Origin of the sequence: Klebsiella sp. GG_Kp146 (assembly GCF_040061975.1) — a bacterium.
GTDB classification, from domain to species: Bacteria; Pseudomonadota; Gammaproteobacteria; order Enterobacterales; family Enterobacteriaceae; genus Klebsiella; species Klebsiella quasipneumoniae.
Genome location: NZ_JBEAHA010000014.1, coordinates 253,866 through 269,218, shown reverse-complemented (window position 1 = coordinate 269,218; position 15,353 = coordinate 253,866). Strand labels below are relative to the sequence as shown.

The following is a 15,353-nucleotide window of genomic DNA, read 5'->3' as shown; positions in this document are numbered from 1 at the left end:
ATAATTCACACGAATTGACTTACGCACGTTAAATCATTCAAGGCCGCGGCATTCACCGCGGCCTTGTTATTTCACCAGGCCATTAATTAGGGTTGAAATAACAATTAGCCGCCGGCTAACTTCACCTTCATCCCTTTCGCCTCGAGCAGCGACTTCAGTAAATCCCGTTTGTCGCCCTGGATCTCGATCACGCCATCTTTCACCGCGCCGCCGCAGCCGCATTTCTTCTTCAGCTCTGCCGCCAGCGCAGTGAGCGCCGCATCGTCGGCATCAATTCCGCTAATCAGACAGACGCCTTTGCCCTTGCGGCCACTGGTCTGGCGCTGGATCCGCACAATGCCGTCGCCTTTCGGGCGCACCGGCGCCGGTTTCGCCTCGTCGATACGCCCGGTTTCGGTGGAGTAGACCAGACGGCTGTTGGAATCGCTCATTATGCCTCCTTGCGCAGAGAATCGTTGATCGCCCGCAGCGTCTCGGCTGGATCGGTCGACTGGGTAACCGGGCGGCCAATGACCATATAGTCCACCCCTGCCGCCTGAGCCTGCTCAGGAGTCATGATCCGCCGCTGATCGCCAGCGTCGCTGCCCTGCGGACGGATACCCGGGGTGACCAGCTTGAACGCCTGCCCCAGCTCTTGCTTAAAGCGTACCGCCTCCTGAGCTGAACACACCACCCCGTCGAGGCCGCAGCGTTGGGTCAGCGCCGCCAGCTTCGCCGCGTAGTCAGCCGGGGATAAGGTAATGCCCAGATCCTGCAGGTCGCTGGACTCCATGCTGGTGAGGACGGTGACGGCGATGAGCAGCGGCGCATCTTGACCAAAGGGCAGCAGCGCTTCGCGTGCCGCGGTCATCATCCGCGCGCCGCCGGAGGCATGGACATTCACCATCCATACGCCAAGCTCGGCGGCAGCCGCCACCGCGCGGGCGGTAGTGTTGGGAATATCGTGAAACTTAAGGTCCAGGAACACCTCAAACCCACGCTGATGCAGATCGCGGACAAACTGCGGTCCCAGCAGGGTGAACATCTCTTTGCCCACCTTCAGGCGGCAGTCTCGCGGGTCGATGCGGTCGACAAATGCCAGCGCTTTATCGCGATTATCATAGTCGAGCGCAACCACAACGGGAGAGGAAGTGACAGCGCGGGAAGATGGGATAGCTGTTGACGTCATGACCAGACCTTAGTGTTGATGGGCGCCAGAGGGCGCAAAAAAGGTAAACGGGCAGCATTCTACCTGTGAAGCTAACAAAATAACAGGCTGCTGTTTTGCCCTGCGCGGACGATGGCGTTGCCGGGGCTGCAGGCGGTGACGGGAAAGAAATGATAAGTATGTTGTAACTAAATCGTCTGTTTTTTTTGACCTTACTGGCCGTCGAGGCCGCGAATAGGTTTGATGGTCGCCCAGGAGCGGCAGGACGGACAATGCCAGTAGAGAGTATGAGCGGTAAAGCCGCATTTCTGGCAACGGTAGCGCGGTTTGCTGCGCACCTGTTCGCCGACCATGTTTCGCAGCACCCCAAGGCTTTCTTTCGCCCGCCCTTCTTCCGCTTCGTTGAGATGGTAGTCCATCAGCTTATGGAAAACGCGCATGGTCGGGTGGCGCTCAAGCTGCCGGGTCACGTAGTTTTGCGCCGCTTCGACCCCTTCCCGCTGCTCAAGGATCTGCGCCAGCATCAGTTCGGCGGTCGCCCCGGCGTTCTCCTCCACACAGCGGCGCAGGAAAACTTCCCATTCATCGGCTTTGCCGAGCTGCTGGTAACAGGTTTGCAGCATCTCCAGCGTCTCACCCACCAGCTCTTTATCCTGATCGATAACCCGCTCGAGGCTCTCCACCGCTTTGGCGTAGTCGCCCTTCTCCATCCACACCCGGCCCATCATGATCGAAACCCGGGCGCTGTTGCGGTCCGCGGCGGCGCCTTTCTTCAACAGCGCCATCGCCTTATCCAGATCGTTGGCCGCCATCTGCTGCAGGGCCAGTTCGCACCAAAAGTTGGCGATTTCGCCACGATGCTTCTCTTTCCCCAGCTTCACCAGCCGTTCAGCCACCTCGATAGCCGACTGCCAGTCGCTGGTCGCCTGGTAGATCTGCAGCAGCTGCTGCAGCGCGCCGAGGCGAAAATCGGTCTCATCCACCAGCTGTTTGAACATATCTTCCGCGCGGTCATACAGCCCGGCGGCCATATAGTCGCGCCCCAGCTGTTGCACCGCCAGCAGGCGCTGGTCATAGGTGAGCGACGCGCTTTCCATCAGACTCTGGTGAATACGGATCGCGCGGTCGACCTCGCCGCGCGAGCGGAACAGGTTGCCGAGGGTCAGGTGGGCCTCAACGGTGCCGGTATCCTCTTTCAGCATATCAAGGAACAGATCGACGGCTTTATCCTGCTGGTTGCTAAGCAGAAAGTTTACCCCCGCCACGTAATCCCGTGACAGGCGGCTCGCGTCGTCCTGTTTGGACTGTTGTGCACTTCTGCGCCCCATGTACCAACCGTAGGCGGCGGCAACGGGTAAAAGCAGAAACAACAACTCCAGCATAAGAGATTATTCCTTCACCGCAGGCACGCCTGCCTCGACAGCCGCCGGACTGACAGGGGCAATCTGGTGTTCAAGGCGCTTTATTTTCCGCTCCGCGCGCGCCAGCGAGACGCGCACCCGCAGCCAGAACAGGCCGCAGATCAGCCAGCCGATAGCAAAGCCCGCGGCGAACAGCACCGCCAGCAGCGTCGAAATGCGGAATTCACCCTGAGCGAGTAAATAGTTGAAAGTGACCTGTTGGTCATTCTGCGCCCCCAGCGTCACTGAAATGACGAAGATTGCTAACACCAGTAAGAAAATGAGTAAATATTTCACATGACTTCCCGTTCTGTGGGTTGCGCGTAAAAAGCCCGCTTTCAGCCCTATAAAGTATCATTTTCGCCGCAGCGGTGGAACGAAAAAGCACGGCAACTCGACAGGATATGCGGTCGGATGCCGCTAAAATCAACATTATTCCGCTTCAGGCATCCGTTTTTTAATATCCTGCGCCTCTTCCCCCGGCGGCGAAAGCGGCCCGCAAAGACGCTGCGTCAGCCAGCAGGCCACCGTGACCAGCAGCCAGGAGATCAGCGTAGCGACGATGAGATCCAGCGGCCAGTGCATACCGAGCGCCAGGCGACTCCCCATCACCGCCGTCGCCCACGCCAGCAGTACCGCGATCGTGCCCCAGCGCCGACGCGGCCACAGCAGCCCGGCAGCGAGCAGCGCCCAGCTGGCGGCGAACATCGTATGGCCTGACGGGAATGCAAACCCGGTCTCTTTCTGCCAGTGTTTGCGTAAAAACGGCGGGATGTCCTGCGCCTGCGCCAGCTGCTCATGCACCAGTTTAGCGCGTTCTTTGCGCTTTAACGCGTAGAATTGCGTCACCGGCACCTGCCTTGCGTTTTCCAGCCAGATGACAAACGGTCTCGGCTCCTGAACCCGCGCCTTGACCCAGGATTTGGCCCCCTGTCCCACCAGGATGGCGGCGGCAAGAATGAGGAACAGGATCAGCGCCGCGCGCAGGCGAAAGCGCAGGCACCAGAGAAACCAGGCGCACAGCACAACATGGGTGATAATTCCCCACGGCTGGGTCACCGTTTCCGTCACCCACCAGAGGCTTTTCAGCCATACCACCGGCAGTCCTGGCTGCCACAGCCAACCAGACAGCCAGACCGTGAGGGGCATGACCAGCAGCAGCGCCGCCGCGAGAGCGGTTCGTCGGGCAATCAACAGCATTTTCTCTCCTTCTCCTTGTAGATGAACATCATAGCGGAAAGTAGATCGTTTGTGCGCTTTCCGCGCGGCTAACCGTTCGTGATTAGGAGAACGTCCCGGCGTTGTGGCAAAATAGCGGTAAACAGAAAGCACATTCAGGTGCTGACAGAATCTGGAGAATCACATGCAGCTTAAACGTGTGGCAGAAGCCAAACTGCCAACCCCCTGGGGCGATTTCCTGATGGTGGGTTTTGAAGAACTGGCAACCGGACAGGATCATGTCGCGCTGGTATACGGCGATATTTCAGGGCAGTCGCCGGTGCTCGCCCGCGTCCATTCAGAATGTCTGACGGGCGATGCCCTGTTTAGCCTGCGCTGTGATTGCGGCTTTCAGCTGGAGGCGGCCCTGTCGCATATCGCCGAAGAAGGCCGGGGGATCCTGCTCTATCATCGTCAGGAAGGTCGCAACATTGGTTTATTGAATAAGATCCGCGCCTACGCGCTGCAGGATCAGGGTTATGACACTGTCGAAGCGAACCATCAGCTTGGCTTCGCCGCCGATGAACGCGACTTCACCCTGTGCGCCGATATGTTCAAGCTGCTCAACGTTGAGCAAGTGCGGTTGTTAACCAACAACCCGAAAAAAGTGGAAATCCTCAGCGAAGCCGGGATTAACATTGTGGAGCGCGTTCCGCTGATCGTCGGGCGCAACCCGAAAAACGCCCACTATCTGGACACCAAAGCCGCCAAGATGGGCCATTTGCTGAACAGCAAGCCGGCGGAATAATACCGCCGGCAGCGTAAGTAGAGGGCCAGCGATGCTGGCCCTTCGTTTTACAGCATATTGCGGATGACGTAGTGCAAAATGCCGTCGTTGCGGTAGTAGGTGAGTTCGGTCGCCGTGTCGATACGACACCGGCAGGCGATCACCTCCTGCGAGCCGTCAGCGCGGGTGAGGGTCACTGGCACCGTGGCGCCGGGCTGCAGCGACTGCAGGTTACTGACATCAATCCGCTCTTCGCCGGTCAACTGTAGCGTTTTACGGGTGACGCCCTGCGGGAACTCCAGCGGCAGAATACCCATCCCGATCAGGTTGGAGCGGTGGATACGTTCGAAGGACTCAGCGATCACCACCCGGATCCCCAGCAGGCGCGGCCCCTTCGCCGCCCAGTCGCGACTGGAACCTGAGCCATACTCCTTACCAGCAATCACCGCCAGCGGTATGCCCTCAGCTTTATATAGCATCGCTGCATCGTAGATCGCCACCGGTTCGCGGTCCGGCAGATGGCGGGTCATGCCCCCTTCCACCCCCGGCACCATTTCGTTGCGAATGCGGATATTGGCGAAGGTGCCGCGCATCATCACCTCATGGTTACCGCGACGGGAGCCGTAGGAGTTAAAGTCGCGCCGGGCAACCCCATGCTCCTGCAGATAGCGGCCTGCCGGACTATCGGCTTTGATGCTTCCCGCCGGCGAAATGTGGTCAGTGGTCACTGAATCGCCCAGCATGGCGAGGATCCGCGCGCCGTGAATATCCTCCACCGGCAGCGGCTCGATGCCCATCTCGTCAAAGAACGGCGACAGGCGAATATAGGTCGAATCTTCCTGCCAGTCGTAGGTATCTGACGCCTCCACCTTAATCGCCTTCCACTCCTCTGTCCCGGAAAACACTTCCGCGTACTCTTTGCGGAACATCTCCGTGGAGACCTGTTCCACCGCGCGGGCAATCTCCTCCCCGCTCGGCCAGATATCTCTCAGATAGACCGGCTCGCCGTCGCTGCCCTGCCCCAGCGGCTCGCGGGTAAGATCGATGTTCATGTTCCCGGCCAGCGCGTAAGCGACCACCAGCGGCGGCGAGGCCAGCCAGTTGGTTTTCACCAGCGGGTGGATACGCCCTTCGAAGTTACGGTTACCGGAGAGCACCGCCCCGACGGTGAGGTCGCCCTTTTTGATTGCTTCTTCAATAGGTTCCGGCAGCGGGCCGGAGTTACCGATACAGGTGGTACAGCCATACCCCACCAGATTGAAGCCGAGCTGGTCGAGGTAAGGCGTCAGGCCGGCATGGGCCAGATAATCCGACACCACTTTCGAGCCCGGGGCCAGAGAAGCTTTCACCCACGGCTGCGGCTGCAGTCCGCGTTCGACGGCTTTTTTCGCCAGCAGGCCGGCGGCCATCAGCACGCTGGGGTTGGAGGTGTTGGTACAGGACGTGATCGCCGCAATGGCCACAGCGCCATCCGGCAGCGAATAGTGATGCCCGTTCAGCGTATACGCCACCGGCTGGCGCTGACGCTGAAGGTGGTTAACCTCCAGCTCGCCGCTGGCGGCAAAGGCTTTCGGCACATCGCCGAGCGCCACGCGATCCTGCGGCCGCTTCGGCCCGGCGAGGCTTGCTTCAACGCTGCCCATATCCAGCGCCAGGGTACTGGTAAAGACCGGCTCATCGCCCGGCTGGCGCCACATGCCCTGCGCTTTGGCATAGGCTTCCACCAGCGCCACCTGTTCTTCGCTACGTCCGCTGAGGCGCATATAGCTGAGCGTCACGTCATCGATCGGGAAGAAACCGCAGGTGGCGCCATACTCTGGCGCCATATTGGCGATGGTGGCGCGGTCGGCCAGGGGCAAGGTATCCAGACCGTCACCGTAGAACTCAACAAATTTTCCGACAACGCCGTGCTGGCGCAGCATCTGGGTGACCGTCAGGACCAGGTCAGTAGCGGTAATGCCTTCGCGCAATTTGCCGCTGAGCTTAAAGCCTACCACATCGGGGATCAGCATCGACACCGGCTGGCCAAGCATGGCGGCTTCCGCTTCAATCCCGCCCACGCCCCAGCCCAGCACGCCGAGCCCGTTAATCATGGTGGTATGGGAGTCGGTGCCCACCAGGGTATCCGGCCACGCCATCCACTTCCCATTCACCTCTTCGCTCCACACCGCCCGTCCGAGATATTCCAGGTTGACCTGGTGGCAAATCCCGGTGCCCGGCGGCACCACGCTGAAGCGGCTAAAGGCCTGCTGCCCCCAGCGCAGAAAAGCGTAGCGTTCGTGGTTACGTTCCATTTCCAGGCGGACGTTGTCTTCAAAGGCTTCGTCATCGCCGAAGCGGTCGACCGTCACCGAGTGGTCGATCACCAGGTCGACCGGCGACAGCGGGTTCACCTTCGCGGTATCGCCGCCCAGGCGTTTCACCGCCTCGCGCATGGCGGCCAGATCCACCACCGCCGGTACGCCGGTAAAGTCCTGCATCAGGACGCGGGCCGGACGATAAGCAATCTCCCTGTCGGCATGGGCCTGCTGCAGCCAACCGGCAAGGGCGCGAATATCTTCTTCAGTCACCGAGTCACCGTCCTGCCAGCGCAACAGGTTCTCCATCAGCACCTTCAGCGACTTGGGCAGTCGACTGAGATCGCCCAGCTGCTTCTCCGCCAGCGGCAGACTGTAGTAATGCCAGGTTTTCGCGTTAACCTGCAGCGTATCCTTACTGGCTTCTCGTAGGGTTGACGACATAGCTCCTCCTTTATCTCAGGGATGGCATACCCCGATTCTCCTCAGGGTCTCCATTAAAGATAACACATGCTGGGCATAACACTTTGATAACAACCCAAATTGCTAAATCTGATGTGACGGAGAAGGGTTAAAGGGAATTATCTACGCGCAGAGGAAATAGCACCAAAATAGTGCAGAGAGGTCTTTTAAGCGATATTGTATTAGTACACGAGGACAAAAAAAGAGCTAATCATTACCTGCTGGCCGATTAGCTCTTGTGATTGATTTCAGGTTGGATGAATCCCGCGGCAAAATATATTCTCCCTGTATTGCCGGTCACTGATTTTATATTACAGTTTCCTTTCACTGTCATAAAAATGACATGTATCTACAACGATGACCTACAGCTTTAGCTGACAATCCAGATGTTGCAGATGGTGAGCGCGATGATGCTCCAGAACATCGCCAGCCCTACCAACACTACGCCCCATACGCGACTACGCAGAACGGGATCGATTTCGGTTTTGTCATTTTCGTATGACATCGCCAGTTTCATGTAATCGATATTACTTATCATATTGTCACCACCAATTGCTCAAATCATCAGGTACAGATAAATCTTAATTATGGATAAACGATTAATCCAGTGAATTTAGGCCTGATGGAATATATTTGACCGGTTATTTGATCGCGACGGGCATTATGAAAAACGCGTTATCAGAAATTCTTAATTTTGTGATTGGTTCGAGGTTTAAGTTGTTAAATAAGGGCCATGATAGTTAATGGCACTCCTTACACGGAATGCCATTATTTTTAACGTGGTTATTTTTCCGGAAGTTTTATATCTTTGAACATCGCTTCAATATCTTCATTCGACCGTAGCGCCACTGCGGTATCCACGACATCCCGGGTCAGATGGGGTGCAAAACGTTGAATAAAATCATACATGTAGCTTCGTAAGAAGGTGCTACGGCGGAAGCCTATTTTAGTGGTGCTGTGGCTGAAAATACCGTTGGCATCCAGCTTCACCAGGTCCGGATCGGAGACCGGATCTACCGCCATGCTGGCAATCACCCCAACCCCCAGCCCCAGGCGAACATAGGTTTTAATGACGTCGGCATCGGTAGCGGTAAAGACAATGCGCGGCGTCAGGCCCGCACGGTTAAACGCGGTGTCCAGTTCGGAGCGGCCGGTGAAGCCAAAGGTATAGGTCACCAGCGGGTACTGCGCCAGCTCTTCTATTGATACCGAGCCCCTGGAGGCCAGAGGATGCTCCGGCGTCACCACGATCGACCGGTTCCAGTGATAGCATGGCAGCATCACCAGGTCGTCATACAGATGCAGCGCTTCGGTAGCAATGGCGAAGTCGGCGTTGCCTTTCGACACGGCTTCGGCGATCTGGGTTGGCGAACCCTGATGCATATGGAGCGACACCCGCGGATAGCGTTCAATAAAGCCCTTGATCACCCCGGGCAACGCATAGCGCGCCTGGGTATGGGTGGTCGCCACGTACAGCGACCCTTTGTCCGGCCAGGTATGCTCCCCGGCGACAGATTTGATGGCATCGACTTTCGACAACACCTCGCGGGCAATACGGATGATCTCCTGCCCGGCAGGCGTCACCTGAGTCAAATGCTTGCCGCTGCGGGCAAAGATTTGGATGCCCAGCTCATCTTCCAGCATACGCACCTGCTTACTGATGCCTGGCTGAGAGGTATAAAGCCCTTCGGCGGTGGATGAAACATTCAGGTTATGGTTAACCACCTCAACGATGTAGCGAAGCTGTTGTAGTTTCATGCTGATATCCGTTTGCGCGTAAAATGAAGCCGCTTAATACACTTTACGTTCAGGCAACTTGTCGCCGGTGAAGGCCAGGCCTCCCGGCAGTTGGCCATAGTGGCGCCGCAACGCATCCTGAAAGCGATGATGTATAAGACGTTTTAATAATAAAAAAGGCATTAACTATAACCACTATATCATTTATATCAACACTGTATAGACGGTAACGAAAAATAATATAGGTGGTTATAAGAGGGTGAAAAGCGCGGAGAGAAAGGAAAACGACACGGCAGAGGCATCCATGGCCCCTGCCGGCCGCCAGAGCAGGAAAAGCGCCCTTTTCCTGCCTGATAATGGTCAGTTACTTTTTAGCTTCCGTCCATTTACCGTCGATAAAGAAGGCTGACCAGCCGGTCGCTTTGCCCTCTTTTTCGGACGCTACGTACTGTTGCTTCGTTTTACGGCTAAAGCGCACCAGCGTCTTATTGCCTTCCGGATCCTGCTGCGGCGCATCGGCGAGATAACGCAGTTTTTCCGGCAGACGATCGCGGAAGCGGTACAGCTCTTCCACCAGCGGCGCGCGCGTTTCCCGTGATTTCGGGAAGGTGTTGGCCGCAAGGAAGACGCCCGCGGCCCCGTCACGCAGCACGAAATAGGCATCAGACTTCTCGCACGGCAGCTCCGGCAACGGCACCGGATCTTCCTTCGGCGGCGCCACTTCCCCATTGCGCAGGATCTTACGCGTATTCTTACACTCGTCGTTGGTACAAGCCATGTACTTCCCAAAACGCCCCATCTTCAGGTGCATCTCGGAGCCGCACTTCTCGCACTCCACTACCGGACCGTCATAGCCCTTGATGCGGAACTCGCCCTCTTCAATCTCATAGCCATCGCAGGTCGGGTTGTTACCGCAGACGTGCAGTTTACGCTTGGGATCGATAAGGTAGCTGTCCATCGCCGTACCGCACTTCTGGCAGCGGCGTTTGGCGCGCAGCGCGTTAGTTTCGGCGTCATCGCCTTCCAGCACGTTGAGGACTTCGTTTTCCGGCACCAGGTTAATGGTGGTTTTGCAGCGCTCTTTCGGCGACAGGGCATAGCCCGAACAGCCGAGGAAAACGCCGGTGCTGGCGGTACGGATACCCATTTTACGGCCGCAGGTCGGGCAGTCGATGCTGGTAAGCACCATCGGGTTCGGCTGCATACCGCCCTCTTCCGGATCTTTCTCCGCCGTCTCCAGCTGGGTGGAAAAATCGCCGAAGAAGTGGTTCAGCACCTCTTTCCACTCGGCCTGGTGGTTAGCCACCTGATCGAGACGATCTTCCATCTGCGCGGTGAAGTCGTAGTTCATCAGATCGCGGAAGTTCTCTTCCAGTCGGTCGGTGACGATCTCGCCCATTTTCTCCGCGTAGAAACGACGGTTTTCCACTCGCACGTAACCACGATCCTGAATGGTGGAAATAATCGAGGCATAAGTCGACGGACGGCCGATGCCGCGTTTTTCCAGCTCTTTAACCAGCGAGGCTTCGCTGAAGCGCGCCGGCGGCTTGGTAAAGTGCTGCGCAGGCGTCAGCTCGACCAGGCTCAGCTGGTCGCCCTGTTTGACCAGCGGCAGGGTCCGGTCTTCATCGCCCTTGCGCAGAGCCGGCATCACTTTGGTCCAGCCGTCGAAGCGTAAGGTACGACCGCGCGCTTTCAGTTTGAAATCGCCCGCCGCCACGGTCAGCGTCGTGGAGTCGTACTGCGCCGGCGTCATCTGACAGGCGACAAACTGGCGCCAGATCAGCTGATACAGTTTCTGCGCATCCGCTTCCATATCTTTCAGCGTTTCCGCCAGCACGTTCACATCAGACGGACGAATCGCTTCGTGCGCTTCTTGTGAATTTTCTTTGCTGGCGTACTGATTCGCGCTTTCCGGCAAATATTTTTTACCAAACTTGTCGCTGATATAACCGCGAACCATGTTCAGCGCGTCCTGACTCAGGTTGGTGGAGTCGGTACGCATATAGGTGATGTGCCCCGCCTCATAGAGGCGTTGAGCCATCATCATGGTCTTTTTCACACCGAAGCCGAGGCGGGTGCTGGCCGCCTGCTGCAGGGTGGAGGTGATGAACGGCGCACCCGGCTTACTGCTGGTCGGCTTGTCTTCCCGCTCCAGTACGCTGTAGCTGGCTTTTTCCAGCAGCGATACCGCCGCCATCGTCTCATCACGGCTGACCGGACGGAATGGCTTATCATCCTTATGGGTCACCTGCAGCGGCAGCGCGTCGCCGCCCGGCGTGGTGGTACTGGCATCAACTTCCCAGTACTCTTCCGGGACGAACGCTTTGATTTCACGCTCACGCTCCACCACCAGGCGGACCGCGACGGACTGCACGCGCCCGGCAGAAAGACCACGGGCGATTTTTTTCCACAGCAGCGGCGAAACCATGTAACCCACCACGCGGTCCATAAAGCGACGCGCCTGCTGAGCGTTAACCCGATCGATATTCAGCTCGCCCGGCTTTTCGAAAGCCTGACGAATGGCGTTTTTGGTGATCTCATTGAACACCACGCGGCTGTAACGCTGCTCATCGCCGCCGATGACTTCCCGCAGGTGCCAGGCAATGGCTTCCCCTTCGCGGTCAAGGTCGGTTGCGAGATAGATGTGGTCAGCTTTTTCCGCCAACTGTTTGAGTTCGGAAACGACCTTTTCTTTACCCGGAAGTACTTCATAATGCGCATTCCAGTCATGCCATGGGTCCACGCCCATGCGGTTAACCAGAGCACCACGTTCGTCCTTTTTAGGCTTTTTAGCCCCTTTGGTGGCGGTAGAGTCGGTGCTCTTTTTGGAAGCTGATCCACTGGTCGGCAAATCGCGGATATGACCGACGCTGGATTTCACCACGTAGTCATTACCCAGATACTTATTGATCGTTTTGGCTTTTGCCGGGGACTCAACGATAACGAGAGCTTTACCCATATTCACCTTTACCTAATTTGATTCATCCAGGAATACATCGCACATTCATACACCCTCCACTGGCGACTGCCTCATATGTTGCGGCACCGTCGGTGAATATCAACCCAGAACACCTGTTTCAACTCCGTAAAACCAGGCGCTTGAGTTTACTGACCTTTTTTCGTCAGGTGACATAGCACGAAGAATTTTTGGCCGAATGTCAAGCAAATCTGTTGCCAGATCGCCGAAAGCGTCACACTGTACCTGATAAAATTCGTTACGCAACTTTATTAGCATGCAAAAGCGAATCACGCCAGTAAACCGCTGTTTCTCCACTGGTTACGATTACCCCTGTTTTGTCCATGGAAAATTTGCCCCGCGCCGCCGCGCGGCGTAAACTACGCCCGGAGAAAAAGAGGAGTCCGTTATGCAAGGTACAACCCAACCAATCGATCGCCAGACGCTGCTCGAAAAAGCCAACAAACTTATTCGCGAACATGAGGATACGTTAGCCGGTATCGAAGCCACCGACGTCGTTCAGCGCAACAATGTCCTGGTGTTTAGCGGTGAGTTTTATCTTGATGAGCAGGGTCTGCCGACGCCAAAGAGTACAGCGGTATTTAATATGTTTAAGTACCTCGCCCATGAGCTGTCGGACAAATATCACCTTGTCGATTAAGACCGGCGTAGATTAAGACCGCTCTAAACGAGAACGCGAGGCAGAGCCTCGCGTTTTATCATCTACATCAGCGGCTTCTGTCCGCGCTGCCACCAGCGCAGCAGCAGTCGATCGGCACTCTCCGCCGCGCTACCTGTGAAGCGATCGAGCATTTTCTTACGCTGTTGATAACGCACCCCGATCACCTCGTGGCTTTCCATTAATCCCAGCAGCAGCTCATCGCTGGTTTCAACCGCATCCACCAGCCCTTTTTCCAGCGCCTGTACCCCGTACCAGTGTTCGCCAGTGGCCACCTGCTCAATATCCAGGCCCGGGCGCATCCGATGTACGAAATCCTTGAACAAATGGTGCGTCTCATTGAGATCCTCGCGGAACTTGCGCCGTCCTTCTTCAGTGTTTTCACCCAGCATAGTGAGCGTTCGTTTGTACTGTCCGGCGGTGTGCAGTTCGATATCAATATCTTTGTTCTTCAGGAAACGGTGCAGGTTTGGGATCTGCGCCACCACGCCAATAGAGCCGAGGATCGCAAACGGCGCCGAGACAATTTTGTTCGCCACGCAGGCCATCATATAGCCGCCGCTGGCCGCCACTTTATCGACCGCCACCGTCAGCGGGATTTGTTTGTCACGCAAGCGCTGCAGCTGAGAGGCAGCCAGCCCGTAGCCGTGCACCACCCCGCCGGGGCTTTCCAGACGAATCACCACCTGATCGCGCGCTTTCGCCGCGGCCAGCACCGCGGTGATCTCTTCGCGCAGGCTGGTGACCTCATGGGCATCCATACTGCCTTTGAAATCCAGCACCCAGGCGCGCGGCTTGCCTTCCGGCTCCACGTTACCCAGCTTCGCCCGCGCTTTCGCCGCCTTCGCCTCTTGCTTTTGCTTTTTCTTCTGCGACTTATGCCACTGCTTCTGCTGCGGGCCATCCAGCAGGGCCACCGCCAGCGATTCCTTCATCTCTTTATAATGCTCGCTAAGATTCGTCACCCGCAGCTCGCCGCGCTGCTTCTTGCGCTGGGCCAGGTTGACGATAATAGCGGCAATCACCGCGATAGCGACGACAACGGTCGCGATCTTGGCTAAAAATAAGCCATATTGAGCAAGTAATTCCACGTTTTCACCTTGTGTAAAGCACTGACGTTGCGGCACAGTGTACATCAGCCCCTGGCGAGAAGTCTTTGTGCTTTGTGTCCTCTGCGCAGCGGATTCCGTTTTTTTTTCAGCGAGGCTGAAATCGTTGCAAGATATTAATTTTGTGAATACTTTCCGCTTCGCCGATTGCAATGGCGGGCGCTTTCAGGCATAACAGCGCAAAAGTGAGATACCAAAGATGAAGCGCGATCGAGAGCCGATCGCCAAAGGAGTCGCCGTGCATTATCAACCGCAACGCCACTTGCTGAAAGATCGCATCATTCTGGTCACCGGGGCCAGCGACGGAATTGGCCGTGAAGCGGCCCTGACCTACGCCCGCTACAGCGCCAGCGTGATTCTGCTTGGACGCAACGACGAAAAACTGCGCGCCGTCGCCCAGGAGATTGAACGCGAGGGCGGTATTTCCCCCCGCTGGTTTACTCTCGACCTGCTAACCTGCACGCCGCAGGCGTGTCAGCAGCTGGCGCAGCAGATCAGCATGCACTATCCCCGCCTTGACGGCGTGCTGCACAATGCTGGCCTGCTCGGCGACATCTGCCCGATGGATGAGCAGAAACCGGAGGTCTGGCAGCAGGTGATGCAGGTGAACGTCAATGGCACCTTTATGCTGACCCAGGCGCTTCTTCCTTTATTACTCCGTTCTGAATCAGGTTCGCTGGTCTTTACCTCATCCAGCGTCGGTCGTCAGGGTCGCGCCAACTGGGGCGCCTATGCCGTCTCCAAATTCGCTACCGAAGGGATGATGCAGGTGCTGGCCGACGAGTACCAAAGCCGCCACCTGCGCGTGAACTGCATCAACCCTGGCGGTACCCGCACCGGCATGCGCGCCAGCGCGTTCCCGACGGAAGATCCGCTGAAACTGAAAACCCCCGCTGACATTATGCCCGTCTATTTGTGGCTGATGGGCGACGACAGTCGTCGCAAGACGGGAATGACCTTCGACGCCCAACCGGGGCGTAAACCAGGAATTGCCCAATGAGTGATGAACGCTACCGCGAACGCCAGCAGCGGCTGAAAGATAAAGTTGACGCCCGGGTGGCGGCGGCCCAGGACGAACGCGGCATTGTGATGGTCTTTACCGGCAACGGCAAAGGCAAAACCACCGCCGCCTTTGGCACCGCGACCCGCGCCGTCGGCCACGGCAAAAAAGTCGGCGTGATCCAGTTTATCAAGGGGACCTGGCCTAACGGCGAGCGTAATCTGCTGGAGCCACACGGCGTCGAATTCCAGGTAATGGCGACAGGCTTTACCTGGAACACCCAGGACCGCGACAGCGACACCGCCGCCTGTCTGGCGGTCTGGGAGCATGCCCGCCGTATGCTTGCCGACGACCAGCTCGATCTGGTGCTACTGGACGAACTGACCTACATGGTGGCCTACGATTACCTGCCGCTGGAGGCGGTGCTGAGCGCCCTACGTGAGCGTCCTGCCCACCAGTCGGTGATCATCACCGGCCGCGGCTGTCATCGCGATATTATTGAACTGGCGGATACCGTCAGCGAGCTGCGCCCGGTTAAACATGCCTTTGATGCCGGCATTAAAGCACAGATGGGGATTGACTACTGAGGGCCGGATACGGCAGAAGGAAGTCCGCGTT

General features: G+C 57.2%; 14 protein-coding genes. 4 read left to right on the top strand and 10 right to left on the bottom strand.

The features are described from left to right. Window positions 1–104 precede the first annotated feature (104 nt). The 5 genes from yciH to pgpB all read right to left on the bottom strand — a co-directional run bounded on the left by yciH (window position 105) and on the right by pgpB (window position 3,747). Window positions 105–431 (bottom strand): stress response translation initiation inhibitor YciH, encoded by a 327-nt coding sequence (yciH, locus tag ABLU95_RS17615; RefSeq protein WP_002901782.1) that lies wholly within the window; start codon window positions 429–431, stop codon window positions 105–107. Continuing rightward, on the bottom strand, window positions 431–1,168 hold the full coding sequence (gene pyrF / locus ABLU95_RS17610) for an orotidine-5'-phosphate decarboxylase (RefSeq protein WP_348880080.1): 738 nt from the start codon (window positions 1,166–1,168) through the stop codon (window positions 431–433). The genes yciH and pyrF overlap by 1 nt, the downstream gene beginning before the upstream one ends. 191 nt (window positions 1,169–1,359) lie before the next feature. Beyond that, the gene (lapB, locus tag ABLU95_RS17605; RefSeq protein WP_004203879.1) at window positions 1,360–2,529 is read right to left on the bottom strand and encodes a lipopolysaccharide assembly protein LapB; all 1,170 of its coding nucleotides are present in this window, start codon (window positions 2,527–2,529) and stop codon (window positions 1,360–1,362) included. Window positions 2,530–2,535: 6 nt separating this feature from the next. Then, window positions 2,536–2,844, bottom strand: a complete 309-nt coding sequence (locus tag ABLU95_RS17600) for a LapA family protein (protein WP_023289338.1) — start codon at window positions 2,842–2,844, stop codon at window positions 2,536–2,538. 135 nt (window positions 2,845–2,979) lie between these two features. Then, complete coding sequence (pgpB, locus tag ABLU95_RS17595; RefSeq protein ID WP_107112577.1) at window positions 2,980–3,747, bottom strand: phosphatidylglycerophosphatase B; 768 nt, start codon at window positions 3,745–3,747, stop codon at window positions 2,980–2,982. A gap of 163 nt (window positions 3,748–3,910) precedes the next feature. Between pgpB and ribA the strand changes: the two genes are divergently transcribed. Beyond that, window positions 3,911–4,513, top strand: a complete 603-nt coding sequence (ribA, locus tag ABLU95_RS17590; protein ID WP_023289336.1) for a GTP cyclohydrolase II — start codon at window positions 3,911–3,913, stop codon at window positions 4,511–4,513. Between the two features lie 47 nt (window positions 4,514–4,560). Here the strand turns inward: ribA and acnA are convergent, their stop codons facing one another. The 4 genes from acnA to topA form a co-directional block, all read right to left on the bottom strand. Further along, entirely contained in the window at window positions 4,561–7,233 is a 2,673-nt protein-coding gene (gene acnA, locus ABLU95_RS17585) for an aconitate hydratase AcnA (RefSeq protein WP_023289335.1), read from the bottom strand. Window positions 7,234–7,621: 388 nt separating this feature from the next. Continuing rightward, window positions 7,622–7,789: a YmiA family putative membrane protein gene (locus tag ABLU95_RS17580; RefSeq protein WP_002901776.1), complete on the bottom strand. Its 168-nt coding sequence runs from the start codon at window positions 7,787–7,789 to the stop codon at window positions 7,622–7,624. Window positions 7,790–8,034: 245 nt separating this feature from the next. Beyond that, window positions 8,035–9,009: an HTH-type transcriptional regulator CysB gene (gene cysB / locus ABLU95_RS17575; RefSeq protein ID WP_004203875.1), complete on the bottom strand. Its 975-nt coding sequence runs from the start codon at window positions 9,007–9,009 to the stop codon at window positions 8,035–8,037. A gap of 343 nt (window positions 9,010–9,352) precedes the next feature. Then, the gene (gene topA, locus ABLU95_RS17570) at window positions 9,353–11,950 is read right to left on the bottom strand and encodes a type I DNA topoisomerase (RefSeq protein ID WP_087848749.1); all 2,598 of its coding nucleotides are present in this window, start codon (window positions 11,948–11,950) and stop codon (window positions 9,353–9,355) included. Window positions 11,951–12,356: 406 nt separating this feature from the next. Between topA and ABLU95_RS17565 the strand changes: the two genes are divergently transcribed. Then, a complete protein-coding gene (locus tag ABLU95_RS17565; RefSeq protein WP_002901761.1) occupies window positions 12,357–12,608 on the top strand; it encodes a YciN family protein in 252 nt (83 codons plus the stop codon). Between the two features lie 62 nt (window positions 12,609–12,670). Here the strand turns inward: ABLU95_RS17565 and sohB are convergent, their stop codons facing one another. Continuing rightward, the gene (sohB, locus tag ABLU95_RS17560; RefSeq protein WP_032429135.1) at window positions 12,671–13,717 is read right to left on the bottom strand and encodes a protease SohB; all 1,047 of its coding nucleotides are present in this window, start codon (window positions 13,715–13,717) and stop codon (window positions 12,671–12,673) included. A gap of 256 nt (window positions 13,718–13,973) precedes the next feature. Here sohB and ABLU95_RS17555 point away from each other — a divergent pair, with 256 nt between their 5' ends. Together ABLU95_RS17555 and cobO are read left to right on the top strand one after the other, a co-directional pair. Continuing rightward, window positions 13,974–14,735, top strand: coding sequence for a YciK family oxidoreductase (locus ABLU95_RS17555; RefSeq protein ID WP_032452539.1), 762 nt, complete (start codon window positions 13,974–13,976; stop codon window positions 14,733–14,735). Further along, window positions 14,732–15,322 carry a cob(I)yrinic acid a,c-diamide adenosyltransferase gene (gene cobO / locus ABLU95_RS17550; RefSeq protein ID WP_023289331.1) on the top strand — a complete coding sequence of 197 codons (591 nt, stop codon included), beginning with the start codon at window positions 14,732–14,734 and terminating at the stop codon, window positions 15,320–15,322. The genes ABLU95_RS17555 and cobO overlap by 4 nt, the downstream gene beginning before the upstream one ends. Window positions 15,323–15,353: the final 31 nt, after the last annotated feature.